General features: G+C 54.6%; 26 protein-coding genes. 10 read left to right on the forward strand and 16 right to left on the reverse strand.

The genetic code is table 11. From position 1 onward, the window contains the following. The first annotated feature begins 75 nt into the window (after nucleotides 1-75). Together F8561_RS07420 and F8561_RS07425 are read left to right on the forward strand one after the other, a co-directional pair. Nucleotides 76-900 carry an AraC family transcriptional regulator gene (locus tag F8561_RS07420; protein ID WP_151887316.1) on the forward strand — a complete coding sequence of 275 codons (825 nt, stop codon included), beginning with the start codon at nucleotides 76-78 and terminating at the stop codon, nucleotides 898-900. Between the two features lie 75 nt (nucleotides 901-975). After that, a complete protein-coding gene (locus tag F8561_RS07425; RefSeq protein WP_047355596.1) occupies nucleotides 976-1,941 on the forward strand; it encodes a DMT family transporter in 966 nt (321 codons plus the stop codon). On the opposite strand, the gene F8561_RS07430 is transcribed toward F8561_RS07425, so the two are convergent. Then, nucleotides 1,938-3,587, reverse strand: a complete 1,650-nt coding sequence (locus tag F8561_RS07430) for a methyl-accepting chemotaxis protein (RefSeq protein WP_014168340.1) — start codon at nucleotides 3,585-3,587, stop codon at nucleotides 1,938-1,940. The two genes, F8561_RS07425 and F8561_RS07430, sit on opposite strands and share 4 nt — an antisense overlap. A 244-nt stretch (nucleotides 3,588-3,831) precedes the next feature. Here F8561_RS07430 and ytfE point away from each other — a divergent pair, with 244 nt between their 5' ends. After that, nucleotides 3,832-4,494 (forward strand): iron-sulfur cluster repair protein YtfE, encoded by a 663-nt coding sequence (ytfE, locus tag F8561_RS07435; RefSeq protein WP_014168339.1) that lies wholly within the window; start codon nucleotides 3,832-3,834, stop codon nucleotides 4,492-4,494. A gap of 65 nt (nucleotides 4,495-4,559) precedes the next feature. On the opposite strand, the gene cycA is transcribed toward ytfE, so the two are convergent. Both cycA and fklB read right to left on the reverse strand, forming a co-directional pair. Beyond that, nucleotides 4,560-5,969 (reverse strand): D-serine/D-alanine/glycine transporter, encoded by a 1,410-nt coding sequence (gene cycA, locus F8561_RS07440; RefSeq protein ID WP_014168338.1) that lies wholly within the window; start codon nucleotides 5,967-5,969, stop codon nucleotides 4,560-4,562. A 313-nt stretch (nucleotides 5,970-6,282) separates the two neighbouring features. Continuing rightward, complete coding sequence (fklB, locus tag F8561_RS07445; RefSeq protein WP_025205816.1) at nucleotides 6,283-6,903, reverse strand: FKBP-type peptidyl-prolyl cis-trans isomerase; 621 nt, start codon at nucleotides 6,901-6,903, stop codon at nucleotides 6,283-6,285. Nucleotides 6,904-7,136: 233 nt separating this feature from the next. Between fklB and F8561_RS07450 the strand changes: the two genes are divergently transcribed. Next, on the forward strand, nucleotides 7,137-7,781 hold the full coding sequence (locus tag F8561_RS07450) for an OapA family protein (RefSeq protein WP_020882930.1): 645 nt from the start codon (nucleotides 7,137-7,139) through the stop codon (nucleotides 7,779-7,781). Between the two features lie 45 nt (nucleotides 7,782-7,826). Here the strand turns inward: F8561_RS07450 and F8561_RS07455 are convergent, their stop codons facing one another. The 5 genes from F8561_RS07455 to rpsF all read right to left on the reverse strand — a co-directional run bounded on the left by F8561_RS07455 (nucleotide 7,827) and on the right by rpsF (nucleotide 10,346). After that, nucleotides 7,827-8,756 carry a DMT family transporter gene (locus tag F8561_RS07455; protein ID WP_151887306.1) on the reverse strand — a complete coding sequence of 310 codons (930 nt, stop codon included), beginning with the start codon at nucleotides 8,754-8,756 and terminating at the stop codon, nucleotides 7,827-7,829. Between the two features lie 150 nt (nucleotides 8,757-8,906). Then, entirely contained in the window at nucleotides 8,907-9,356 is a 450-nt protein-coding gene (rplI, locus tag F8561_RS07460; RefSeq protein WP_014168334.1) for a 50S ribosomal protein L9, read from the reverse strand. Nucleotides 9,357-9,397: 41 nt separating this feature from the next. Beyond that, nucleotides 9,398-9,625: a 30S ribosomal protein S18 gene (gene rpsR, locus F8561_RS07465; RefSeq protein WP_000135199.1), complete on the reverse strand. Its 228-nt coding sequence runs from the start codon at nucleotides 9,623-9,625 to the stop codon at nucleotides 9,398-9,400. A 4-nt stretch (nucleotides 9,626-9,629) separates the two neighbouring features. After that, nucleotides 9,630-9,944 (reverse strand): primosomal replication protein N, encoded by a 315-nt coding sequence (priB, locus tag F8561_RS07470; RefSeq protein ID WP_003856035.1) that lies wholly within the window; start codon nucleotides 9,942-9,944, stop codon nucleotides 9,630-9,632. A 6-nt stretch (nucleotides 9,945-9,950) separates the two neighbouring features. Next, nucleotides 9,951-10,346 (reverse strand): 30S ribosomal protein S6, encoded by a 396-nt coding sequence (gene rpsF, locus F8561_RS07475; protein ID WP_014068637.1) that lies wholly within the window; start codon nucleotides 10,344-10,346, stop codon nucleotides 9,951-9,953. A gap of 341 nt (nucleotides 10,347-10,687) precedes the next feature. Between rpsF and yjfY the strand changes: the two genes are divergently transcribed. After that, entirely contained in the window at nucleotides 10,688-10,963 is a 276-nt protein-coding gene (gene yjfY / locus F8561_RS07480; protein WP_025206244.1) for a DUF1471 family protein YjfY, read from the forward strand. A gap of 141 nt (nucleotides 10,964-11,104) precedes the next feature. Here the strand turns inward: yjfY and F8561_RS07485 are convergent, their stop codons facing one another. The 6 genes from F8561_RS07485 to ulaA are packed head-to-tail and all read right to left on the reverse strand — an operon-like array spanning nucleotide 11,105 to nucleotide 15,513. Then, nucleotides 11,105-11,791 carry an L-ribulose-5-phosphate 4-epimerase gene (locus tag F8561_RS07485; RefSeq protein WP_149376289.1) on the reverse strand — a complete coding sequence of 229 codons (687 nt, stop codon included), beginning with the start codon at nucleotides 11,789-11,791 and terminating at the stop codon, nucleotides 11,105-11,107. Next, nucleotides 11,784-12,644 carry an L-ribulose-5-phosphate 3-epimerase gene (locus tag F8561_RS07490; RefSeq protein ID WP_151887307.1) on the reverse strand — a complete coding sequence of 287 codons (861 nt, stop codon included), beginning with the start codon at nucleotides 12,642-12,644 and terminating at the stop codon, nucleotides 11,784-11,786. Before F8561_RS07490 ends, F8561_RS07485 begins: the two co-directional genes overlap by 8 nt. 9 nt (nucleotides 12,645-12,653) lie before the next feature. Next, nucleotides 12,654-13,304, reverse strand: coding sequence for a 3-keto-L-gulonate-6-phosphate decarboxylase UlaD (gene ulaD / locus F8561_RS07495; RefSeq protein WP_151887308.1), 651 nt, complete (start codon nucleotides 13,302-13,304; stop codon nucleotides 12,654-12,656). Nucleotides 13,305-13,317: 13 nt separating this feature from the next. After that, complete coding sequence (gene ulaC, locus F8561_RS07500) at nucleotides 13,318-13,785, reverse strand: PTS ascorbate transporter subunit IIA (protein WP_014168330.1); 468 nt, start codon at nucleotides 13,783-13,785, stop codon at nucleotides 13,318-13,320. A gap of 9 nt (nucleotides 13,786-13,794) precedes the next feature. Then, entirely contained in the window at nucleotides 13,795-14,100 is a 306-nt protein-coding gene (gene ulaB / locus F8561_RS07505; protein WP_014168329.1) for a PTS ascorbate transporter subunit IIB, read from the reverse strand. Between the two features lie 12 nt (nucleotides 14,101-14,112). Then, a complete protein-coding gene (gene ulaA / locus F8561_RS07510; RefSeq protein WP_151887309.1) occupies nucleotides 14,113-15,513 on the reverse strand; it encodes a PTS ascorbate transporter subunit IIC in 1,401 nt (466 codons plus the stop codon). Nucleotides 15,514-15,871: 358 nt separating this feature from the next. On the opposite strand from ulaA, the gene ulaG reads away from it, so the two are divergent. Continuing rightward, a complete protein-coding gene (gene ulaG, locus F8561_RS07515) occupies nucleotides 15,872-16,936 on the forward strand; it encodes an L-ascorbate 6-phosphate lactonase (RefSeq protein ID WP_020882936.1) in 1,065 nt (354 codons plus the stop codon). A 111-nt stretch (nucleotides 16,937-17,047) separates the two neighbouring features. Beyond that, on the forward strand, nucleotides 17,048-17,803 hold the full coding sequence (gene ulaR / locus F8561_RS07520) for an HTH-type transcriptional regulator UlaR (protein ID WP_014168326.1): 756 nt from the start codon (nucleotides 17,048-17,050) through the stop codon (nucleotides 17,801-17,803). On the opposite strand, the gene yjfP is transcribed toward ulaR, so the two are convergent. Further along, complete coding sequence (yjfP, locus tag F8561_RS07525; RefSeq protein WP_025206248.1) at nucleotides 17,800-18,522, reverse strand: esterase; 723 nt, start codon at nucleotides 18,520-18,522, stop codon at nucleotides 17,800-17,802. The genes ulaR and yjfP overlap by 4 nt on opposite strands. A gap of 137 nt (nucleotides 18,523-18,659) precedes the next feature. On the opposite strand from yjfP, the gene bsmA reads away from it, so the two are divergent. The 3 genes from bsmA to F8561_RS07540 all read left to right on the forward strand — a co-directional run bounded on the left by bsmA (nucleotide 18,660) and on the right by F8561_RS07540 (nucleotide 21,517). Next, nucleotides 18,660-18,989: a biofilm peroxide resistance protein BsmA gene (gene bsmA / locus F8561_RS07530; protein ID WP_025206249.1), complete on the forward strand. Its 330-nt coding sequence runs from the start codon at nucleotides 18,660-18,662 to the stop codon at nucleotides 18,987-18,989. Nucleotides 18,990-19,137: 148 nt separating this feature from the next. Then, complete coding sequence (gene yjfN / locus F8561_RS07535; RefSeq protein WP_025206250.1) at nucleotides 19,138-19,413, forward strand: DUF1471 family protease activator YjfN; 276 nt, start codon at nucleotides 19,138-19,140, stop codon at nucleotides 19,411-19,413. 172 nt (nucleotides 19,414-19,585) lie between these two features. Further along, on the forward strand, nucleotides 19,586-21,517 hold the full coding sequence (locus tag F8561_RS07540; protein WP_047355591.1) for a methyl-accepting chemotaxis protein: 1,932 nt from the start codon (nucleotides 19,586-19,588) through the stop codon (nucleotides 21,515-21,517). Here the strand turns inward: F8561_RS07540 and F8561_RS07545 are convergent. Next, nucleotides 21,514-23,136, reverse strand: coding sequence for an isovaleryl-CoA dehydrogenase (locus F8561_RS07545; RefSeq protein WP_138613149.1), 1,623 nt, complete (start codon nucleotides 23,134-23,136; stop codon nucleotides 21,514-21,516). The genes F8561_RS07540 and F8561_RS07545 overlap by 4 nt on opposite strands. Nucleotides 23,137-23,275: the final 139 nt, after the last annotated feature.

The raw sequence follows: 23,275 nt of genomic DNA on the forward strand, positions 1-23,275 counted from the left end.
CAAAATGGTTATTTTTTGTAGCATCCCCTCGGGTCATCTCTGATAATGGAGAGATGACTCATGAGGAGGTTCACTGTGCAGGGCGTACCGGAACAGTTCATTGATGAGAGAGACAGCGCGCGCTTTCGCCATCTGGCGCATTTGCCGGGCCTGGAGCTTTATCACGCGCATATTTCTGACTACGCCTTTGAGCCTCATACGCATGAAGCCTTCGGCATCGGCACCATTGAAACCGGTGCCGAACGCTTTCGCTATCGCGGTACCCAGCATCTCGCGGCGGAAAAATCCGTCGTGACCATGAACCCGGACGAGATCCACACCGGGGAATCGGCGACGGATGGCGGCTGGCGCTACCGGATGGTTTACATTGAACCCGATCTGCTGGAAGAGGTGACCGGCCTTAGCCACTGGTGGTTTAGCGACGTAACCCGCCATGACCCGCTGCGCTCACAGCAAATCGGCAGGCTTATCTATGGCCTGTGGCATACGGACGACCCGCTGGCGCAAAAAGGCTTGCTGCTGGATCTGATCGAGACCTTCCAGCCGTTAGCCCGCCACGCACCGATTACCCGGGAAGGTGCCCACCGGTTCGAACGGGTTCGTGAGTATATGCACGACAACTACATGCACGCCCTGACGCTGGACGAGCTGGCCAACGTGGTCTCACTGAGCCCCTACCATTTTCAGCGCCAGTTCAAGGCACATTTCCATGTCACTCCGCATCAGATGCTGATGGCTATCCGCCTGTGGCGCGCCAAAGCGTTTCTCACGCGCGGCATGCCCGCCGCCGAAGTCGCCGCCGCGACCGGGCTGACCGATCAGTCCCATTTGACTCGCGCCTTTACCCACCGCTATGGCATTACCCCCGTGCGCTACCAGAAGCAGGTCATTAAGCGCTGATGCGCAACCTCATACAATACGCGCGCCCTTCCCCCTCCTACACTGAACGCAGAATAAACCGATGTGGATGGAAAAATGATTAGTGGTGTGTTGTATGCCCTGCTTGCGGGTCTGATGTGGGGACTGATCTTTGTCGGCCCGCTGATCGTGCCGGAGTACCCGGCAATACTGCAGTCGACCGGACGTTATCTGGCACTGGGGCTGATTGCTCTCCCGCTGGCGTGGCTCGGTCGTGCACGTTTGCGTCAACTCGGCCGACAGGACTGGTTCACCGCGCTGGCGCTGACCATGATGGGCAACCTTATCTATTATGTTTGCCTGGCGAGCGCCATTCAGCGAACCGGTGCACCGGTATCTACCATGATTATCGGCACGCTGCCCGTGGTGATCCCGGTCTTCGCTAACCTGCTTTACAGCCACCGCGACGGGAAACTGGCGTGGTCAAAAATGGTACCAGCGTTGGGGTGTACCGCCGTGGGGCTGGTATGCGTCAACATTGCCGAGCTGCAGCATGGGCTGGAGGACTTCTCGCTGTTGCGTTACGGTTCTGGCATCCTGCTGGCATTCGTTTCCGTGGTGTGCTGGGCGTGGTATGCCCTGCGCAACGCGCGCTGGCTGCGGGAAAACCCGGATAAACACCCGATGATGTGGGCGACGGCTCAGGCGTTGGTCACGCTCCCGGTTTCGCTTATAGGCTATGTGGGGGCCTGTCTCTGGTTAGGCCATCAGCAACCGGATTTCGCTCAACCGTTCGGGCCGAGACCGTGGGTCTTTGTCGGGCTGATGCTGGCGATTGCGGTGCTCTGCTCGTGGGTGGGCGCGCTGTGCTGGAATATCGCCAGCCAGAAGCTGCCGACGGTGATTTTAGGGCCGTTGATTGTATTCGAAACGCTGGCCGGGCTGCTTTACACCTTCCTGATGCGCCAGAGCGTACCGCCGCTGTTAACCGCCTGCGGGATTATATTGCTGGTCGTTGGGGTCGTGATGGCGGTGAGAGCAAAGCCGGAAAAACCGATGGTCGTTCCGGCTTCAGAGAGTTAAAACGTTTCCCAGTTCGCTTCAGACGTCGCCGCAACAGGTTTAGCCGCTGGAGTGTAGCTTTTCACCGGCGCGGCGTTGACCACCGGGTTGCGGGTAATTTTAAACACCGCCACCGCTTCGTTCAGGCGTGCCGCCTGATCTTCCAGCGCGGCCGCCGCTGCCGCAGACTCCTCTACCAGCGAGGCGTTCTGCTGGGTCACGCGATCCATCTCGGCCACCGCCTGACCTACCTGATCGATACCGCGGCTCTGCTCGTCAGAGGCAGAGGCAATCTCGCCCATGATGTCGGTCACGCGGGTGACCGCATTCACGATCTCCGCCATCGTCGCCCCGGCTTCGTTTACCAGCTGTGAGCCGGCATTCACGCGCTCGCCGGAATCGTCGATCAGCGCTTTAATCTCTTTTGCCGCCTGAGCGCTACGCTGGGCAAGGGTACGCACCTCACCTGCGACCACCGCAAAGCCACGGCCCTGCTCGCCTGCACGCGCGGCTTCCACCGCCGCGTTCAGCGCCAGGATATTGGTCTGGAAGGCAATGCCGTCGATTACGTTGGTAATTTGCGCAATTTTGCTGGAACTGGTCGCAATGTCGTCCATGGTGCGCACCACACCCTCCACCACGTTACCGCCCTTCTTCGCGGTTGAGGAGGCATCGAGCGCCAGACGGGAAGCCTGACGTGCGTTATCGGCGTTTTGTTTTACCGTGGCGGTCAGTTGTTCCATGCTGGCAGCCGTCTCTTCCAGAGAGGCAGCCTGCTGCTCGGTGCGGGAAGAGAGGTCGTTGCTGCCCGCAGAGATTTCCCCTGCACCGGTGTAAATGGTGTCTGCGCCTTCACGCACCACGCCCACCGTGTTTGCCAGCGAGGTTTGCATCTCCTGAACGTTGCGCGCCAGGATTGCCATTTCATTCTTACCCTCTGCCTGAATCGGCTGGGTCAAATCCCCTGCGGCAATGGCGCGGATATGGCCGATCACATCCTGCAGCGGCAGCAGCAGAACGCGGCGCATCGCAATCCAGCTGGAGACGATCACGGCAATCACCAGCAGCATGACCGCAGAGAGGATCCACAGGATACGTTTATAATCGTTTTCGTTGTCTTTAATTCCTCTGTCCGTGAGGACGGCCTGCGCTTCACGCCATTCACGGTACACGTTCTGCATCGCGGTCTGTTTCTGCTCCGCATTCTGCTTGAACATATCTTCCAGATTGCCCTGGCCCAGCAGAACGTTCATTTGCGTCAGCGTGGCGGAGTAAATACGGTACTGCTCTTCCAGACGGTTAGCCAGATTCTCGTCCAGACCCGGAGTATTAGGCAAAGCGTAGTATTTATCGTAATGGGACTGCGCATCCGCCAGCAGGTTCTTCGCCGTGTTCACCAGTTCATTCAACTGGCCGCCGTTAATCTGAGACGCCATGCTGCTTTGCAGACGCAGCATGCCGCGGTTCAGGGTCACGCGGGCCTGGTTGAGGCTGATCCATGCATCGGTAAACTCGGCGACATTCTGGCTTGAGAGCTGCGAGACGGTGAAGTTATCTTTGTCGTTATTCAGCGCGTTGATAAAAATGCCGGCGGAAATGACTTGCATGATGCCGAGCACAAGCAGCACCGAAATAAGAAGGGTAATGACTTTTATACGTTTAAACATGCGTTGCCTTTTTTATATGCAGGTTTGTCTGACGTGGATATATCGGCAGGCACGGCGAGTTGTTTACTGTTTCCCCACGTTAAAAAACTTTCTAAAGTAATTTCCTGCATTCATTCAGCAAGTTAAAAGTCATTATTTTTTGTGATCTGGTTCTCACTTTTTCCCTTCCCTCTAAAGGGTTATAGCGTCGCCTTAAAGATGCATTTAAAATGCACTTTATATTATTGATGATGAGGTAACTGCTATGGCCTTCCGCGACCAACCCCTTGGCGAGCTGGCGCTCTCCATCCCGCGCGCGTCCGCGCTGTTTCGTAAATACGATATGGATTACTGCTGTGGCGGTAAGCAAACCCTGGCACGTGCCGCCTCGCGTAAAGAGCTGGATGTGGGGCTCATTGAAGCGGAGCTGGCGCAACTGGCTGAGCAGCCCATTGAGAAAGACTGGCGCACTGCAGCCCTTGCCGACATCATCGACCATATCATCGTGCGTTTTCACGACCGTCACCGTGAACAGCTGCCTGAACTGATCCTGCAGGCGACAAAAGTGGAGCGCGTTCACGCCGACAAACCTTCCGTACCACGCGGTCTGGCGAAATACCTGACCCTGCTTCACGAAGAGCTTTCCAGCCACATGATGAAAGAGGAGCAAATCCTCTTCCCGATGATCAAACAGGGTATGGGCAGCCAGGCGATGGGGCCCATCAGCGTCATGGAAAGCGAACATGATGATGCAGGCGAACTGCTGGAAGTGATTAAACACACTACCCATAACGTTACACCGCCACCAGAGGCGTGCACCACGTGGAAAGCGATGTACAACGGCATTAACGAGATGATCGACGACCTGATGGAGCACATCAGTCTTGAGAACAACGTCCTGTTCCCGCGTGCCCTCGCAGGTGAATAAAAAAAGGCGCCCGAGAGCGCCTTCCTGAGGTTATCATTCGGCCACAGCATCTGTGGCCTTTTTTATTAACGCATGCCTGCCATACGTTTCTTACCGATAAATAACCATCCCAGCCCCAGCGCGATGAACCACAGCGGCGTGACGATTAACGCCTGACGGGTATCGTCTTCCAGCGTCAGCAGAACCAGCACGAAGACGAAGAACGCCATGCACACCCAGCACATCAGCTTGCCCAGCGGCATTTTGTAGATCGATTTTTCATGCAGGTGTGGACGCTGTTTGCGGTACACCAGGTAAGAACACAGGATGATGGTCCAGACGAACATGAACAGGATCGCAGAGACCGTGGTGATCATGGTAAACGCACCGATCACACTCGGGTTCACGTAGAGCATCACCACACCGCCCAGCAGGCAGATACAGGAGAAGGTCAGCCCTTTCGCCGGCACCGCACGCTTAGACAGTTTGGCAAACGCGCGTGGCGCAACCCCTTCCTGTGCCAGACCAAACAGCATACGGCTGGTAGAGAACACCCCACTGTTGGCTGAAGAGGCCGCGGAGGTCAGCACCACGAAGTTAATCAGGCTTGCGGCCGCAGGCAATCCAACCAGTACAAACAGCTCAACGAACGGGCTCTTGGTCGGTACAACAGAGCTCCACGGCGTCACGGACATGATGATAATCAGCGCGAACACGTAGAACATAATGATACGAATCGGGATGGAGTTAATCGCGCGCGGCAGGGATTTCTCCGGATCTTTAGTTTCCGCCGCCGTGGTACCGACCAGCTCAATCCCCACAAAGGCAAACACCGCAATCTGGAAACCGGCAAAGAAGCCGCTGATGCCTTTCGGGAACCAGCCGCCGTCATTCCACAGATGCGCGAACGAAGCCTGAACGCCGGTTGGAGACTGGAAGTGCGTCAGTACCATCACCAGGCCGACAACAATCAGGGCGATAATCGCCACGATTTTGATCATCGCAAACCAGAACTCCATCTCACCGAACATTTTAACGGTGGCGAGGTTAAGGCTCAGCAGCAGAACAATCACCGCCAGCGAGGCCACCCAGTCCGATAACCCAGGGAACCAGAACTGCGCGTAGGCCGTGATGGCGACCACATCCGCCATGCCGGTCACCACCCAGCAGAACCAGTAGGTCCAGCCGGTGAAGTAGCCCGCCCAGGGGCCAAGCAGGTCGGAAGCGAAATCGCTAAAGGACTTGTATTCGAGGTTCGAGAGCAGCAATTCACCCATTGCACGCATCACGAAGAAGAGCATAAAACCGATGATCATATAAACGAAAATGATCGACGGCCCGGCAAGACTGATGGTTTTACCTGACCCCATAAACAGCCCGGTACCGATGGCACCCCCGATGGCAATGAGCTGAATATGACGGTTTGTGAGATTGCGCCGTAGCGACTGTTCAGACGACGCCTCTTCGTCGGCGACGACTTTAACCTGATCTACCATGTGATATTTTCCTGTTTATGCCTGTCTGTGTTGTTAAGGCTCTTCTGGCCTTTAAATACGTCAAAAAAATAACGGTCCCCATGAAAGGACTCATCGATATTAGGTAAGAATCGGCGGGATGAATACTATGATTTGGATATTATGTTAATAATATGTTTAAAGTGAGTGTCATATCACTCATACAACGCGAAACAGCTCACAAAAATACACGCAACAGTTTCGTTTGCAAGATAAAATGTTGATTCCGTCGTAACTATAGGTTTTATCACTATATTCCTCTCCCCCGAAGGAGAGAGGAAATAAGAAAAGCTGATTACAGAATTTCCAGCAGCTCGACTTCAAACACCAGGGTGCTGAATGGCGGGATGGACGCACCAGCGCCACGCTCGCCGTACGCCAGGTTGTGCGGGATAGTCAGTTCCCATTTGGAACCCACTGGCATCAGGGTCAGCGCTTCGATCCAGCCCGCGATAACGCCGTTAACCGGGAATTCAGCCGGTTCGCCACGTGCTACAGAGCTGTCGAACACCGTACCGTCGATCAGTTTACCGGTGTAGTGCACGCGAACGTGGTCAGTACGCGCCGGGATTGCGCCGTCGCCCTGATTGATCACGCGGAACTGCAGGCCAGACTCGGTGCTGTTCACGCCTTCACGCTCACGGTTCTCTTCCAGATATTTCACGCCTTCTGCAGCCATCTCTTCGAAACGCGCGCGACGCACGGCGTCAGCACGTTCGTGGATTTCACGCAGCGCACGGTGCACAACATCAACCGGAACTGCCGGGTTGTTGCCTTCCAGCGCATCAGCGATACCCGCCACCAGCGCTTCGGGTAACAGACCTTCCAGGCCGGATTCGCTCAGCTGCTGTCCTACCTGCAAGCCGATACCGTAACTTGCCTGCGCTTCGATAGTGTCAAAAGTCGGGGTGGTCATGGGTTTTCCTTCCATCACATTTAAAGTAGCGGGCAGCATATCAGCCATGCCCTTATGGGTAAAACTTTGTCTGAAGTTAAGGTGACAAACCGCGACGAAACAGAAACAATAGAGAGAACCAGGATTAATCCCGAACGAATGTCACGGATGTCGGGTTTGCTACGCCGTTCAGGCAGTTAGCAAACTATACTTCGGAGCACAGGATAAAAAAGACGCGGAGCAGGAGGAGAGCCATGCCCGGGCGATTTGAACTGAAACCTACCCTGGCGAAAATCTGGCAGGCGCCGGACAATTTTCGCATCATGGACCCGCTGCCGCCTCTGCATCGCAGAGGGATCATCATTGGCGCGCTGATGGTGATCGTGGGTTTCCTGCTTCCTTCCGGTGGCGATGACGCCGACACCGCGACGGTGACCCGCAATGCCCAGCTGGATATTCAGTCGCAAACGCGACCGCAGCCGGACACCCAGCCTGTGCAGACGCAACTGGTCACCCCGTCGAACGATCCGGGACAGGTTGCGCCTGTTGAACCGGAACCCATTCAGGATGAACAGCCACAGGAACAGGCAGCGGCCCCGGCAGAGCCACAGGCTCAGCAGCCAACCGGCATTGAGCAGCAGTGGCGTTCCTATCGCGTAGAGCCGGGTAAAACCCTTGCGCAGCTGTTCCGCGACCACAATCTGCCGCCAACCGATGTGTATGCCATGGCGCAGGTGGAAGGCGCGGGCAAGCCGCTCAGTAATTTGCAGAACGGCCAGCTGGTGCAGATACGTCAGAATGCCAGCGGTGTCGTCACCGGGCTCACGATTGATACGGGAAATGGCCAGCAGGTGCTGTTTACCCGCCAGCCTGACGGCAGTTTTATCAGAGCACGTTAATGTTCCGGCCGGGTAAGGCGAGCCAGCCCCCCGGCAATGCCCTTCTTAGTGACTCCGCTTATTGACCCACCAGATCCCCGAGCAGACCAGCACCAGCGCAATCGCATATTTGATGTCCAGAATGTTTTCACCGAGGAAAATGGCGGACAGCACCGTCCCGGCAACGGGGATCACAAAGTTGAACGGGGCAATCATACTTACGCGGTTCACTTTCAGCAGCGCGCTCCAGAGGGCGAACGCTACCGAAGAGAGTAACGTCAGATACCCCAGCACCGCGACGGCCGTCATGCTATGCACTTCCAGCGTCCCTCCCGTGAGATAGCCACCCGCCACCAGCGCCGCGCCGCCGATAGCCAGCTGCCAGCCGGTCATTACTGTCGGGTCGACGGTCTGGGAGATGCGTTTTCCGTAAAGCGTGGCGGCAGAAAGGATAAAGGCTGCCAGCACCACAAACCCGTCTCCCTTCCAGACGAAGCTGAATTCGCTTAACCCGCCGTGGAAGTTAACCAGCATCACTCCGGCAAAGCCCAAAATACAGCCAAGCGTTTTGTTATAGCTGAGCTTGTCGTTGTGGTAGATGAAATGCGCCAGCAGCACGCTGAAGAAAGTGCCGGTGGCGTTCATGATTGAGCCGTTCACGCCTGTCGTGTAGGCCAGTCCGATATAAAAGAAGATGTACTGAATGCTCGTCTGCGTCAGCCCCAGGACGGTCAATTGCCCAAACTGCCCGGGCGTGAACCTGCCGATGGGCTTACGCTGTGCTAATGCAAAGAGAAGCAGCAGCACACCCGCAAACAGAAAACGGTAACCGGCGAACACGACCTTTGAGGGAATATCATCGGTGGCAATCTGGAAGAGTTCATAGCCGCTTTTTATGGCCGGGTAAGAACTACCCCAAAGCAGACAGCAGAGCGTGGCGCAGGCATAGGCCACCTTTCGACGGGCAAATACGGGCGTGGGCAGAGCGGTTTCCATGTCGAATCTCATAAATAAAATTGCGTTTCATTTTATTATCCGAGAATGCGCCAGGAATAGCGACCCTACAAGCACTAAAGCGCGAGGCTGGTCCCTTAAAAAAGCAAAACGCCGGCACAAGGCCGGCGCTTCGACGTGAGCAGAGTAAAATTACTCAGCTACAACGTTAACAACCAGTTTAGCGAACACTTCGCTGTGAACCTGGAAGTCCACTTCGTGCTCACCAGTGGTACGCAGAACACCGTTCGGCAGACGAACTTCGCTCTTAGCCACTTTAACGCCAGCTGCAGTTACTGCATCAGCGATATCGCGGGTACCGATGGAACCGAACAGTTTACCTTCGTCGCCAGCTTTGGAAACGATGGTAACAGTGCCCAGTGCGTTGATTGACTCAGCGCGAGCATTAGCAGCCGCCAGAACGTCAGCCAGTTTGGCTTCCAGTTCAGCGCGACGTGCTTCGAAAAACTCTACGTTTTTCTTGGTAGCTGGAACAGCTTTACCCTGTGGAACCAGGAAGTTACGAGCGTAGCCCGCTTTAACGTTTACCTGATCACCCAGGCTGCCCAGGTTTGCTACTTTATCAAGCAGAATAACTTGCATTACCTTATCCTCTTAAAGTCGTATTAATGGACCGTGCCCGATTACTGATGACGATCAGTGTACGGCAGCAGGGACAGGTAGCGAGCGCGTTTGATAGCGCGAGCCAGCTGACGCTGGTATTTTGCACGAGTACCGGTGATACGGCTTGGGACAATCTTACCGCTTTCGGTGATGTAGTTTTTCAGCGTTGCGATATCTTTATAGTCGATCTCTTGAACGCCTTCCGCGGTGAAACGGCAGAACTTGCGACGACGGAAATAACGTGCCATATGGCTAGTCTCCAGAATCTATCAAATCAATCTGCTCGGCATGCAGAACCATTTTGCTCAGGCCGTTCTTTGCCTTGTGGCAAGAAATGAACCCCTGAACGATTACTGCGCTACCGACCGTTAAACTGTGAGTAATGGCCTGGTTTTCGTGTCCGCTAATAATAACGGGCATTTGGCACCACGCCTGCCGGTGAAAGCCGGCTTCCTCTTGCACAGAACGATGCTCAAGCACGAACTGGCAATGCGGAATTCCTGATGGACTGACCTTACGAAGGGGGGTCCTGCACACGGTACCGGACAACACCAGACGGTTGGTCATCAGAAATTACTCTTCAGAATCCCCAGCATCAGAATCATCTGCGGTTTCGTTTGCGAAATCATCGCGACGCTCACGGCGCTCGTCTTTCGCTTTAACCATCGGAGATGCTTCGGTCACTGCGTTTTTGGTACGCATAACCATGCTGCGGATAACGGCATCGTTGAAGCGGAAGGTAGTTTCCAGCTCATCGATCACTTCCTGCGGCGCTTCAACGTTCATCAGAACGTAGTGTGCTTTGTGCAGTTTGTTGATCGGGTAAGCCAGCTGACGGCGGCCCCAGTCTTCCAGACGGTGGATCGTACCTTCTGCACCAGTGATGGCAGCAGAGTAGCGCTCGATCATGCCCGGAACCTGTTCGCTCTGGTCAGGATGGACCATAAAAACGATTTCGTAATGACGCATCGAATTGCTCCTTACGGATTATTCAGCCTCCTGTCTGGGTCAGCCGAGGCCCGGGGAGGCAAGGAACGTGTTAAAGGTCGGCTGAAAAATTGACGCGTCATAATACTTGCGCGCCCCTGGAAACTCAAGCTGATTGCACAAATAATTCGCACAAAGCGTAAAGCTGGTCTAAGTGGGTGATTTAAAATTAATCACATCAGGAAGCGTTGTTTTTTTGAACAACAGCATCAGAAATGGTCACGCATCCCCGCCGGATAAGTGATTACACTTTAATCAGAGACCTTATTTATAAAAGGAGAGCAACACCCCCTTTCACAGCACGCAGTCGTGGAGCGCATATCATGAAAAAAATCGCATTTGCCGTAATGGCTGCACTTTTGCTCAGTGCAAACGCGATGGCAGCCATCAAGATAGACGGCCGGCAGGCCCAAAACATGGATGATGTGCAGAGCTTAGGCGTAATCTACATCAATCATAATTTCGCCACTGAAAGTGAAGCAGATCAGGCACTCAATCAAGAGACCGATGCTCAGGGTGCACAATATTATCACGTCATACTGATGCGTGAGCCCGGCAGCAACGGCAATATGCACGCCAGTGCAGATATCTACCGATAACGCTTTAACGCTAGCACCAGGAAAGCCAACAAAGAGAACATAGCCATAGTTTAACTTGCCCCCTGCCCGGGGGCTTTTTTTTACTAATGGCTCTGAAATACCACCGGTTACAACTGTTTTTCGGTATTCCAGAGCACTTATTCACTTCTGCCCGTAATAGGCGTTGGGCCCATGTTTACGCATGAAATGTTTATTCATAAGGTAATCATCAATGCCCTGAAGCTGCGGATTGATGCCGCGGGCAATCCACGCCATTCGCGCCACTTCCTCCATCACCACCGCGTTATGCACGGCATCGTGAGCGTCTTTTCCCCACGAGAATGGACCGTGCTGATACACCACAATACCCGGCGTATGCAGCGGCTCACGCTCAGCCAGCGTGTCGATAATGACGCGACCGGTGTTGAGTTCATACTCCCCTTCCACTTCGGCCTGCGTTAATGCCCGCGTGCAGGGAATATCGCCAAAGAAGTAGTCTGCATGCGTGGTGCCAAGAGCCGGAATGGGCAGCCCTGCCTGCGCCCAGGCCGTGGCATGGGTCGAGTGTGTATGTACAACGCCGCCCAGGGAGGGATAACGCTGATACAGTGCCAGATGGGTGGCGGTATCAGAAGAAGGACGCCACTTTCCGTCAACCACGTTGCCATGGAGATCGACAACCACCATGTCGTCGGCGGTCATGGACTCATAGGGCACACCGCTGGGCTTAATCACGACCCGCCCCTGCTCACGGTCGATGGCGCTGACGTTACCCCAGGTAAACGTCACCAGACCGTGGCGAGGTAGATCCATATTGGCCTCAAAGACCTGCTGCTTAAGCTTATGCATGCTCAGCCTCCATCAACCCAGCCCGCGCCATACGTTCACGGACCCAGTCCCGCGCCTTCGCCACTTCGGCTGCCGGGTCGTCCGACGTTTCACTCCACATCTCAATCAGGTAAGGCCCGCAATACCCTGTCTGTTTGAGCGTCTGGAAGCACCGTTCGAAATCCACCACCCCGGTGCCAAACGGAACATTTTTGAATACACCAGGCCGGGTATCTTTGACATGAACCGCCACGATATGGCCAATACCCGCCTGCAGTTCCATCTGCACGTCGTTATCCCAGGCTGACAGATTGCCGATATCAGGGTAGAGCTGGAACCACGGATTATTCAGGTAGTGCGCGTAACCCAGCGCCTTGCTGATGGAGTTCATTAACGGATAATCCATGATCTCCATCGCCAGCGTCACCTGAGCACGGCTGGCCATGTCGACGCTCTCTTTCAGGCCGTCACGAAAACGACGGCGCGTTTCATTGTTGGCGTCCTGATAGTAAACGTCATACCCCGCCAACTGGATCACACGGATGCCGACATCCTGGGCAAAGCGAATGGCTTTACGCATGATCTCCAGCCCCTGAGCACGCACACCATCATCTTCACTGCCAAGCGGAAAACGACGGTGGGCGCTGAGGCACAGGGAAGGCACACGTACCCCCGTTTCAGCGATGGCGCTAACCAGTGCCAGACGCTGTTCGCGGCTCCAGTCAAGGCGAGACAGGCGTTCGTCTGTCTCATCCACTGACATTTCGACAAAATCGAAGCCGAGTTGTTTCGCCAGTTGCAGCCGCTCCAGCCAACACTCCCCCGCAGGGAGTGCCTTTTCATAGATGCCGAGCGGGACTTGTTTAGACAACATACCCGCTCCTTAGCCCCAAAGCTGAGCGATTGAGCGTTTGAACTGACGCGCGGCTTCTACCGGAGAGGCGGCATCACGGATGCTACGGCCTGCGATAAAGACATGAATTGGGATACCTTTGAAGAGCGGCAGATCTTCCAGCGCCAGGCCTCCGGTCACGGTCACTTTGAAGCCCATATCGGCCAGACGCTTAATCGCGCTGATATCCGCTTCCCCCCACGCTACCCCAGCGGCCTGTGCATCACGGCTGCGGTGATAAACCACCTGTTGAATGCCCGCGTCACGCCACTCCTGCGCCTGCTCCCAGGTCCAGAACCCGGTCAGCTCAATCTGCACATCACCCTTGAACTCTTTTGCCACATCCAGCGCACCTTTAGCCGTGTTGATATCCGCACAGCAAATAACGGTGACCCAGTCGGCATTGGCTTCAAAACACATACGGGAAAGAATTTTGCCCGCATCGGCAATCTTGGCATCCGCCAGCACGATTTTATGCGGATACAGTGCCTTCAGGTCGCGGACGGCGCGAACGCCTTCACCCACGCACAGAATGGTACCGACTTCGATGATGTCCACTTCTTCCGCAATCAGGCGGGTGGTTTCGTAAGCGTGAGACAGAGTCTGGTTATCCAGCGCGACCTGCAACATTGGTAATGACATTTTCAATTCCCTCTTAAACTGCCGCCGCAGTGGCGTTATCAATTAAATCCAGCACGTCCTGCTCGGTGCGGCAGGCGCGTAAACGGTCGAAGTTGGCCTCATCATCAAACAGATTCACGATCTGCATAATGCCCACCTCCTGGTGAGTGTTGGCATCAACAGCCGCCATGGTGATGAGGATGTCGACCGGGTCGTTATCTTCGTGGTTGAAAGCCAGTGGTGTTTTCAGCGTAACCAGCGCAAAGCCGGTTTTTTTAACGCCCTCTTCCGGGCGGCCATGCGGCATCGCCAGCCCTGGTGCAATCACGAAGTAAGGGCCGTGCTCTGCAACACCATCCAGAATGGCCTGGTAATAACGCGGCTCGACAACATCGGCTTTTACCAGCAGATCTACGCTAAGTTTCACCGCTTCCTGCCAGGTGCTGGCGTCGGCCTGTAAAAGGATGGAGCTATTCTCTGCCAGCGAATCACGTAGTTTCATATTGCGTCCTTACTTCACATCTTGTGGGAAATGCGCGTTGATCACTTCCAGCAGCTTTGGCCCAAAGTCGGCTGGCGACAGCATGTTGCGCACGCCTACCACATATTTGTTGCCTGTCACGGTGATCTCACCGGCGATGTGGGTAGAGGCGATGATGATGTCCGCGCCGTTCAGTTCACTTTTGTATTCGCCCACTGCGCAGCTGTTCACCGTGTGGTCGATGTTTGACTGGGTTAAAAACTGGTCCACTTTCATCTTCATGATCATGGAACTCCCTTGCCCATTGCCACACACAGCCAGGATACGTACGGTCATAATCGAAACTCCTTAATGAGCAGAAACTTCTGCTGTTTGTTTTTCTGCATCTTCTTCAGCCCGCAGAGAGCGACCAGCGAAGAACATATAAGCCAGAGCAATGAGGAGGATGATGGCCATAAAGATCAGACCAACGGAGGCGAAGCCCTGCATCATCGGTGGTGCCAGAATTGACCAGTCGGCCATACCCATCCAGGCGCTCATACCGGTGAGCTTGACCGCCCACACACACCCGAAGATTTCCACCATCCCCATCACCAGGCAGATCTTGAGCGCCGCGCGCCAGCCACCAAAGTGGTTCGCAAAGACGCCAATGGTGGCGTTGGAGAAGAACATCGGGATAAAGCCAGGAATGATCAGAATGGAAGAGCCGCAGCCCACCAGGATACCCACCGCAATCAGCTGGCCGATGGTGCCCCACATGAAGCCCCAGACCACCGCGTTTGGTGCGAAGCTGTAGATAGCCGCGCAGTCAATCGCCAGTACCGCACCGGGAATCAGACGCTGAGAGATACCGTTGAAGGCTTCGGACAGCTCGGCAACGAACATACGCACGCCCTGGGTGATAATGAAAATCGCCACCGCGAAAGAGAAACCTGTTTGCAGGATATAGACAGTCCAGTGGGTTTTACCCGCCATCGCCTGTACGACGTCAATGCCAAAGGAGAGCAGAATGGCACCGAAGAAGAGGGTCATCACAATCGCCGTAGAAACGATATTGTCGTGGAAAATATTCAGCCAGCCCGGCAGTTTAAGATCTTCGACGCTCTCTTCTTTTTTGCCCAGATACGGCGCGACTTTATAGGCAATCCAGGAGGCAAACTGCTGCTGGTGGCCGATGGAGAAGCCGCAACCGTCGGTGACGTCCTGCGTGGGCTTGTACATCATGTTGGAGGTGATACCCCAGTAGAGCGAGACCAGCACCGCGGTGCAGATAATGGTCGTCCACATTGGGTAGCCAAAGATAAAGAAGGAAACCGCAATCAGCCCTGCCTGCTGGAACATGATATGGCCAGTCAGCATGATGGTGCGAATACCGGTAATGCGGCGCAACAGAACGTAAATGATGTTCAGCGCCAGCGCGAGCAGGACCGCATACCCTACCCAGCTGTAGGCATCGCCCATGCGATCGATGGTGGCCATCATCGAGGCGTAGGTGTCAGAGATGGCGCCGTTGATGCCATAGACTTCCGACATTTTGGCCACTACCGGCTTGAAGGTGCCGGTCAAAATGCCTGAACCCGCCTGCAACAGCATGAAACCGATGATGGTTTTAATGGTGCCTTTAATAATAACGCTGACGCTTTTACGCAGCAGGATATAGCCAAGGCACGTCACGATGCCCAACAACAGCGGGGCATTAGTCATTACCTGATTAAAGAACACGGTAAAGACGTTGTAGAGGATCTCCATAACTCTCTCCAGAAATGAGAACACGAGGGGCAATCCCTGTGCGGTTGGTGACAACACTCTATTAATCACAAAAAATCATCACAAGATTAAATCTGATTATTTGTGACGCATCACGCAAATTATTTCCCTGGTGTTAGTAATGATTTTCACTTCGGCATGCCACATAGAATTATTTTCATATAATTCATGCAATTAATGATTAATACGGTAAAAGATAACAAGAAGCGAGAAGAGCGTCCGTGACGTCAGGCAGATAAAATTACACATTTTGATCGTTGCAATGCGCGTGAAATGGTGCCAGCATTAATCACAACAAATCACCAATTGATTACTTTTGATTAAACCAGGAGTCAAAACGATGAGTAAAGTGAACACCATTACCCGTGAATCATGGATTCTGAGCACTTTCCCGGAATGGGGTAGCTGGCTGAATGAAGAGATTGAGCAGGAACAGGTTGCTCCTGGTACCTTTGCAATGTGGTGGCTGGGGTGTACGGGGATCTGGCTGAAATCAGAAGGTGGCGCGAATATTTGTGTCGATTTCTGGTGCGGCACCGGCAAACAGAGTCACGGTAACCCGCTGATGAAAAAAGGCCATCAGATGCAACGCATGGCGGGCGTGGAAAAACTTCAGCCAAACCTGCGTACCACACCGTTTGTTCTTGATCCGTTCGCCATTCGCCAGATCGATGCCGTTCTCTCTACGCACGATCATAACGATCATATTGATGTCAACGTGGCGGCAGCGGTCATGCAAAACTGTGCCGATGACGTACCGTTCATCGGGCCGCAAACCTGCGTGGATTTATGGATCGGCTGGGGCGTACCGAAAGAGCGCTGCATCGTCATGAAACCGGGCGATGTGGTCAAAATTAAAGACGTTGAGATCCACGCGCTGGATGCCTTTGACCGCACTGCACTGATTACCCTTCCGGCCGATCAGAAAGCCGCAGGCGTACTGCCAGACGGTATGGACGAACGTGCGGTGAACTACCTGTTTAAAACGCCCGGCGGTTCCCTGTACCACAGCGGTGACTCTCACTACTCAAACTACTATGCAAAGCACGGCAATGAGCATCAGATTGATGTGGCGCTCGGCTCATACGGGGAGAACCCACGCGGCATTACAGATAAAATGACCAGCGCCGATATGCTGCGCATGGCGGAAGCGCTGAACACCAAAGTAGTGATCCCTTTCCACCACGATATCTGGTCAAACTTCCAGGCCGACCCGCAGGAGATACGCGTACTGTGGGAAATGAAAAAAGATCGCCTGAAGTATGGCTTTAAGCCGTTCATCTGGCAGGTAGGAGGCAAGTTCACCTGGCCGCTGGACAAAGACAATCTCGAGTATCACTACCCACGTGGCTTTGATGATTGCTTTACTCTTGAGCCAGACCTCCCGTTCAAGTCATTCCTCTGATTATTAAGGCCCATCGCCAGACCCGTGTGTCTGGCGGTTTCATATTTCTTTTAGTAATTTCACGCTATTTCAAATATCATCTTTTAAAATCAATTCTTATCGGAATAGCTCATGACGGAAGCGCAACGGCATCAAATATTACTGGAACTCCTGGCGCAAACAGGGTTTGTCACCGTTGAGAAAGTGATCGAACGTTTAGGGATTTCCCCGGCAACAGCGCGGCGGGATATTAATAAGCTGGATGAAAGCGGTAAGCTGAAAAAAGTCCGCAACGGTGCGGAAGCGATTAGCCAGCAGCGTCCACGCTGGACGCCGATGAACATTCATCAGGCGCAAAATCATGATGAAAAAGTCCGTATTGCCCGAGCGGCATCGCAGCTGGTGAACCCCGGCGAGAGCGTGGTGATTAACTGCGGCTCCACGGCGTTTCTGTTAGGTCGGGAGATGTGCGGAAAGCCGGTACAAATCATCACGAACTATTTGCCGCTCGCCAACTATCTTATCGATCAGGAGCATGAGAGCGTGGTGATCATGGGCGGCCAGTACAACAAGAGCCAGTCCATTACGCTCAGCCCGCAGGACAGCGAAAACAGTCTTTATGCCGGACACTGGATGTTTACCAGTGGCAAAGGCCTGACCGCGGATGGCCTCTACAAAACCGATATGTTGACCGCCATGGCAGAACAAAACATGCTTAACGTGGTGGGCAAGCTCGTTGTGCTGGTCGACAGCAGTAAAGTGGGCGAACGCGCAGGAATGCTGTTCAGCCGTGCTGAACAGATAGACATGGTGATCACCGGCAAAGGTGCCAACCCTGAGATCCTCCAGAAACTGAAAGATCAGGGTGTCAACGTCCTGTGCGTTTAAAGGTGCTGGCGGAAGAAGTCCACCGTGGCGTCCAGCGCCGTTGGCGTAATGCGGTGGCGAACGCCCGCTTCCCACAGGCAGGTCAGGTTGCCATCCAGCCCCTCGTGCTGCAGCGCCTGCTGAAGCCGGAACGTTTCTCCGGGTGGGACGACATCGTCCGCATCACCATGCCACAACAGCAAAGGACGATCGGCCAGACGCGGTAACGCCCGGGTAACCTCCCACTCTGCAAGCGCCGCCTCAACCTCTGTGAGTGCCTGAGGTGGAAAAAGCGTCTTCGCCAGTGAGGTAAAGTAGCCCGAGCCCATCAGACAAGCCACTGACTTCACTTCTGGATGGTGCGTCATGATCCCCAGCGCCGCCATCCCGCCCATCGATGCCCCAGCCACGGCCAGCCGATTATCAGCCACCAGCCCTGCCTGGTAAAGCGCATCGCGCAGCCCGGCAAACTCGGTCAGGCTACCGTGCAAAATGTGCCAGAACTGCCCAAGTCGCGCCTGTTCGTTGCCGGTAAAACGTGCGCCGTGGTCGGGTGCATCCGGCATGACCACACGAAAACCGGCCTGCGCGAGTGCCACCGCAAAATAGCTGTAGACCAGCTTCGATGAGGTAAATCCATGATAAAACACTATAACAGGCAGTGGTTCCTCACGTTTTCCGGCGGGTGTTGCGTGTAATATTTCACGATCACCCAGATGGCGTATTTCAATTTCAATCATTGTCGACCCTGTAATGATGAATGATTCATAATGTTGAGAACTGGGTTACGATTTCACGCTATTTTCATTCGAAAATTACGCCCCAGCTAACACTTCGGGAACATTCCCCCAAAACTAAATTCACAGACAACTACACTATGGCTATCAGGAAACGAGATATGGTTATGCGCAGGTTTGCTGCTTTATTGCTGATGTTACTGCTCAGTGGCTGTAGCGCGCTGCAGGGAACGCCACAACCCGCTCCCCCGGTGGCCGATCACCCGCAGGAAATCCGTCGTAATCAGACGGAAGGATTACAGCGTATGGGTACCGTCTCTGCGCTGGTTCGCGGCTCCCCGGATGACGCGGAAGAAGCAATAAAGGCACAAGCCGTCGCCGCCAAAGCAGATTATTACGTCATCATTATGATCGACGAAACCATCATTACGGGACAGTGGTACTCACAGGCCATTCTGTATCGTCAATGATCGTCTTCATTTGAACGACATTTACACTGCTTTGCGTCCATAGACACTTTCCTGTCCACAATAAACTCCATGCCCGCAACAATGGAAGTGAGTTTATTCGCGAAGGATTGCCCGGCGGATACCGGAGACATGTGAAATGGAGCTGACGATGAAACGAACTCTTGCTTTGACCACACTGTTGCTCTCAGCAGGTCTTGTGAGCACAACCGCGCAGTCAGCTGAATTTGCCAGTGCTGATTGTGTGACTGGCCTGAATGAAATTGGCCAGATCTCCGTGAATAATATTTCGGGGAGCCCGCAGGACGTTGAACGTGTCGTTGCATTAAAGGCCGATGAGCAGGGTGCTTCATGGTATCGCATTATCCAGATGCAGGAAGATCAGTACATCGATCACTGGCGGGTACAGGCCATTCTCTACGCGTAATCCCCCCTCCGATAAAAGCCACTTACTTTTAGTGGCTTTTCGTTTTTGCAAATTTTTTATCTTTTAGCAAACCAATTAAAAACAATTAAATAACATTTTGTTACACTAAAACAGTAAACGTTATCTCTGCTCTGCCGTTGAAAAGCCATACCTTTTCAATGATGAGCAATTTATGATCAACTTTTTCCGTCGTGCAGGTCTGGGTGCAAAGCTGTCGCTGCTTACCGGTGCCAGTGTCGCCATCCTGTTTCTGTTTTTCACTTTTCTGCTCAGCCAAAAAGCCAGCCAGCAGCTTGAAGCCCTCGCGATAGAAGACCTGCATAATCAATCCACCGGCATGGTCGATATGGTGCAGATGTTTAACACCAGCCTGAGTGAAGAGGTCGAGAGTTATACCCGGCTGTTTACCACCTTTTTGCCCCAGCCACTGAGCGTTGATAACACTCAAACCCAGACGATTAACGGGATTAACGTTCCGCTCCTGAAAGGAGGGGAAACCGGGCTACATGAAAACAATACCCTTTCAGACGATTTTCTGAGCCGGACAGGGGCAATCTCGACCCTGTTTGTGCGTAGCGGTAACGACTTTGTGCGCGTCGCCACATCGCTGCGCAAAGAGAACGGCGAGCGGGCAATGGGCACCGTTCTGGATACCACCAGCCCGGCCTTTGCCGCCGTCACCCGGGGCGAGGTTTATCGCGGTCTGGCGCTGCTGTTCGGCAAGCGCTACATCACCCAATACCAGCCGGTTAAAAATGCAGACGGCCAGGTCATTGCAATCATCTTTGTTGGTGTGGACATCACTCACTCCTGGAACGTCATGCGCGAGAAAATACTCAACCGTCGACTGGGCGAGAGCGGTCACTTCTTTGTTCTGGACCGCAGCCATGGCAAAACGCGCGGGCAGTATCTGTTCCACACCAGCGCGGAGGGAAAAGTACCGGAGTGGGATAGCGCTATCCAGCAACAGCTGTTGAGTGATAAATCCGGCACGCTGGAGCGCGTCAGTGCCGATGGTCGCACGCTGACCATGGCGTATACGCCGCTGCCAGGCTGGAACTGGGCCATTGTCGGCGAAGTGGATAAATCGGTACTGCTCTCAAGCGTGACCGCCATGCGCGACCGCTTCCTGCTGGCAGGGGTGGTGCTGTCAGTGCTCTTCGCGGGTCTGTTTGTGGTCATTATACGTCGCATACTGACACGCCCATTGCGCAATGTGATCCACCTGGCCCGACAGTATGCCGCAGGCGATCTGCGCTCCAGCCTGCCCGTGACCCGCCAGGATGAGGTCGGTCAGCTCATCGATGCCATTAACGGTATTGGAGGGGGACTGCAGAAAATTGTTCTTCAGGTGCGCGAGGCCGCAGCGGAGATCCATATGGGCACCAACGCGCTGGCATCCGATAGCGAAGAAATCTCCGGGCAGATTAACAAGCAGGCCAGCAGTGTAGAAGAGACGTCTGCCAGCATGGAGCAACTGGCCGCGACCGTGCAGCAAAATGCCGCCAACATGGAGCAAACGCAGCAGCTGGTAGGCGAAACGTCGCGCGCAGTACACCAGGGTGGAGAGACGGTCACCCACGCTGTCGCTACCATGGATGATATTCGCGAAGCATCAAAGCGAATCGAAGACATCACGCGCGTGATTGAATCCATCGCTTTTCAGACCAACATTCTGGCGCTTAACGCAGCGGTTGAAGCAGCCCGCGCAGGCGAGCACGGAAAAGGTTTTGCGGTGGTGGCGCAGGAGGTACGCGCGCTGGCAGGACGCAGCGCCAACGCGGTGAAGGAGATTGAACAGCTCATCGGTGATACGCTCAGAAAAGTCAGCGAAGGCCATGCGCTGTCTGAACAAACGCGTCTGGCGATGGATTCCATCATCGTGCACATCGATAATATCAACAAGCTGGTCACGGAGATTAACCATGCGTCCCGCGAGCAATCCGCGGGAATAGGCCAGGTTAATCTGGCCATGACCCACATTGGCGAAGCGTCGCACATCAACGCCGACCGCGTCCTACGCAGCGAACAAACCGCACACACGCTGCGTGAGAAAGGCTCACACCTCACCCAACTGGTGAGCCTGTTCCAGCTAAAGAGTTAGCCAACCCTGCCCGTGGCACGCAACAGCAGGTCATTTTGCACCTGCTCGCTCATCAGCGTACCGCCACGGGTATCAAGCATCATGCGGCACCACGCCTGCGCCACGGGTGGCGATGCGTGCCGCAGCATCTGACTTCCGGCCCCCAGCAGGAAAAGCTGTTGCGTGATCTCCCGCCCCTGCGCCTCCTGCGGTTTTCGCAGTTTTTGCTGAAGCTGACGCCAGCTGCGATCGAAGTGCCTGTCCTGCCCTTTTACCTGGGCAAAATCATCCACAAGCAGGTCGAGGATGCCGGATTGCTTCGTCAGTACACGCAGAACGTCCAGGCACATAATATTGCCGGACCCTTCCCAGATGCTGTTCACGGGCATCTCACGGTACAAACGGGGAAGCTCACTCTCCTCGCAGTAGCCTGTGCCGCCGAGCACTTCCATGGCTTCCGCCACAAACGGGATACCCGCTTTGCAGACGCTGTATTTCGCCGCGGGGGTGAAAAGGCGCGCCCAGGCGGCCTCCTGAGGATCGGCACGCCTGTCCCACGCCCGGGCCAGACGAAACAACAGTGCCGTCTGGCCCTCCAGCATCAGCGCCATGCGGCTCAGCACATCGCGCATGAGCGGCTGGTCGATAAGGTTTTTACCAAACGTCTGGCGTTGATGCGCATGGTAAAGCGCCACGGATAAAGCCCGACGCATCAGCCCATGGCTGCCCAGCGCGCAGTCAAACCGCGTCAGGCCGCCCATTCGGAGGATCTGGCGTACCCCTTCTCCTTCCTCCCCCAGCAGCCAGCCGGACGCATCCAGGAACTCCGCTTCGCTGCTGGCGTTAGAGCGGTTGCCGAGCTTCTCTTTCAGCCGCTCCAGACGTACGGCATTGCGTTGCCCGTCAGGCAAAAAGCGTGGAACAAAAAAGCAGGACAGCCCCCCTTTCGCCTGGGCCAGTACCAGATGCGCATCGCTTTGCGGCATCGAGAAAAACCATTTATGCCCGATAAGCCGGTAGTTGCCGTCACTGCACTTTTCCGCTTTGGTGGTATTGCTGAGTACGTCCGAGCCGCCCTGTTTTTCTGTCATCCCCATGCCAATCAGCAGGCCACGCTTTTGCGCCCCTGGGGCAAGATGAGGATCGTAACGATCGCTCATTAACGGCGTGATCCAGTCACGGAACGGCTCGGGCAGCGCCTGTTGCAGCAGCGGTGTAGCAGCAAAGGTCATGGTAACAGGGCAAAGCGTGCCCGCTTCTACCTGAGCGTGCAGGACAAAACGTGCAGCTCTGGCGACAAACGCGCCTTTGCGCGCCTCCTCTTCCCACGCCAGGTTATGGACACGGTTGGCGCAAAGTCCCTGCATTAAGAGGTGCCATGCGGGATGAAAGCGAACGTCATCCAGTCGCTCCCCGGTGGCGTCATAGCGTAATAACTCCGGCGGATTAACGTTCGCCAGCCTGCCCAGTTCCAGCGATTCCGCGGTTCCTAACTGCTGGCCGATGCTGGCAAGAAGCTCGATATCCCACTCGGCGCCTTCGCGAACAACCGCGTCACGCAGAGCGCAATCAGAGAGGAAAAGGTTGCTGTTTGAGAGCGGTGCAGGTTGATTAAAAACGGTATGGGTCTGCCAGTGCATGCTGTCTCCCTCCTTCAGTGGCAATGAAGATAAGTATGGACAGGCCACGTGCACGCTGCATGGGAGTGAGGTCACACGATGACGATCCCGCTGATATCATTCGTGAAATAGCTCACAGAACATAAGAATAAACTATTTC

Origin of the sequence: Enterobacter sp. 198 (assembly GCF_009025585.1) — a bacterium.
In the GTDB taxonomy this organism is placed as follows: domain Bacteria; phylum Pseudomonadota; class Gammaproteobacteria; order Enterobacterales; family Enterobacteriaceae; genus Enterobacter; species Enterobacter ludwigii.

Excerpts from the sequence above, each read along its gene's own strand:
- F8561_RS07425 (WP_047355596.1), top strand. The coding sequence starts at position 976 with ATGATTAGTGGTGTGTTGTATGCCCTGCTTGCGGGTCTGATGTGGGGA.
- F8561_RS07430 (WP_014168340.1), bottom strand. The coding sequence starts at position 3,587 with ATGTTTAAACGTATAAAAGTCATTACCCTTCTTATTTCGGTGCTGCTT.
- ytfE (WP_014168339.1), top strand. The coding sequence starts at position 3,832 with ATGGCCTTCCGCGACCAACCCCTTGGCGAGCTGGCGCTCTCCATCCCG.
- cycA (WP_014168338.1), bottom strand. The coding sequence starts at position 5,969 with ATGGTAGATCAGGTTAAAGTCGTCGCCGACGAAGAGGCGTCGTCTGAA.
- fklB (WP_025205816.1), bottom strand. The coding sequence starts at position 6,903 with ATGACCACCCCGACTTTTGACACTATCGAAGCGCAGGCAAGTTACGGT.
- F8561_RS07450 (WP_020882930.1), top strand. The coding sequence starts at position 7,137 with ATGCCCGGGCGATTTGAACTGAAACCTACCCTGGCGAAAATCTGGCAG.
- F8561_RS07455 (WP_151887306.1), bottom strand. The coding sequence starts at position 8,756 with ATGGAAACCGCTCTGCCCACGCCCGTATTTGCCCGTCGAAAGGTGGCC.
- rplI (WP_014168334.1), bottom strand. The coding sequence starts at position 9,356 with ATGCAAGTTATTCTGCTTGATAAAGTAGCAAACCTGGGCAGCCTGGGT.
- rpsR (WP_000135199.1), bottom strand. The coding sequence starts at position 9,625 with ATGGCACGTTATTTCCGTCGTCGCAAGTTCTGCCGTTTCACCGCGGAA.
- priB (WP_003856035.1), bottom strand. The coding sequence starts at position 9,944 with ATGACCAACCGTCTGGTGTTGTCCGGTACCGTGTGCAGGACCCCCCTT.
- rpsF (WP_014068637.1), bottom strand. The coding sequence starts at position 10,346 with ATGCGTCATTACGAAATCGTTTTTATGGTCCATCCTGACCAGAGCGAA.
- yjfY (WP_025206244.1), top strand. The coding sequence starts at position 10,688 with ATGAAAAAAATCGCATTTGCCGTAATGGCTGCACTTTTGCTCAGTGCA.
- F8561_RS07485 (WP_149376289.1), bottom strand. The coding sequence starts at position 11,791 with ATGCATAAGCTTAAGCAGCAGGTCTTTGAGGCCAATATGGATCTACCT.
- F8561_RS07490 (WP_151887307.1), bottom strand. The coding sequence starts at position 12,644 with ATGTTGTCTAAACAAGTCCCGCTCGGCATCTATGAAAAGGCACTCCCT.
- ulaD (WP_151887308.1), bottom strand. The coding sequence starts at position 13,304 with ATGTCATTACCAATGTTGCAGGTCGCGCTGGATAACCAGACTCTGTCT.
- ulaC (WP_014168330.1), bottom strand. The coding sequence starts at position 13,785 with ATGAAACTACGTGATTCGCTGGCAGAGAATAGCTCCATCCTTTTACAG.
- ulaB (WP_014168329.1), bottom strand. The coding sequence starts at position 14,100 with ATGACCGTACGTATCCTGGCTGTGTGTGGCAATGGGCAAGGGAGTTCC.
- ulaA (WP_151887309.1), bottom strand. The coding sequence starts at position 15,513 with ATGGAGATCCTCTACAACGTCTTTACCGTGTTCTTTAATCAGGTAATG.
- ulaG (WP_020882936.1), top strand. The coding sequence starts at position 15,872 with ATGAGTAAAGTGAACACCATTACCCGTGAATCATGGATTCTGAGCACT.
- ulaR (WP_014168326.1), top strand. The coding sequence starts at position 17,048 with ATGACGGAAGCGCAACGGCATCAAATATTACTGGAACTCCTGGCGCAA.
- yjfP (WP_025206248.1), bottom strand. The coding sequence starts at position 18,522 with ATGATTGAAATTGAAATACGCCATCTGGGTGATCGTGAAATATTACAC.
- bsmA (WP_025206249.1), top strand. The coding sequence starts at position 18,660 with ATGGCTATCAGGAAACGAGATATGGTTATGCGCAGGTTTGCTGCTTTA.
- yjfN (WP_025206250.1), top strand. The coding sequence starts at position 19,138 with ATGAAACGAACTCTTGCTTTGACCACACTGTTGCTCTCAGCAGGTCTT.
- F8561_RS07540 (WP_047355591.1), top strand. The coding sequence starts at position 19,586 with ATGATCAACTTTTTCCGTCGTGCAGGTCTGGGTGCAAAGCTGTCGCTG.
- F8561_RS07545 (WP_138613149.1), bottom strand. The coding sequence starts at position 23,136 with ATGCACTGGCAGACCCATACCGTTTTTAATCAACCTGCACCGCTCTCA.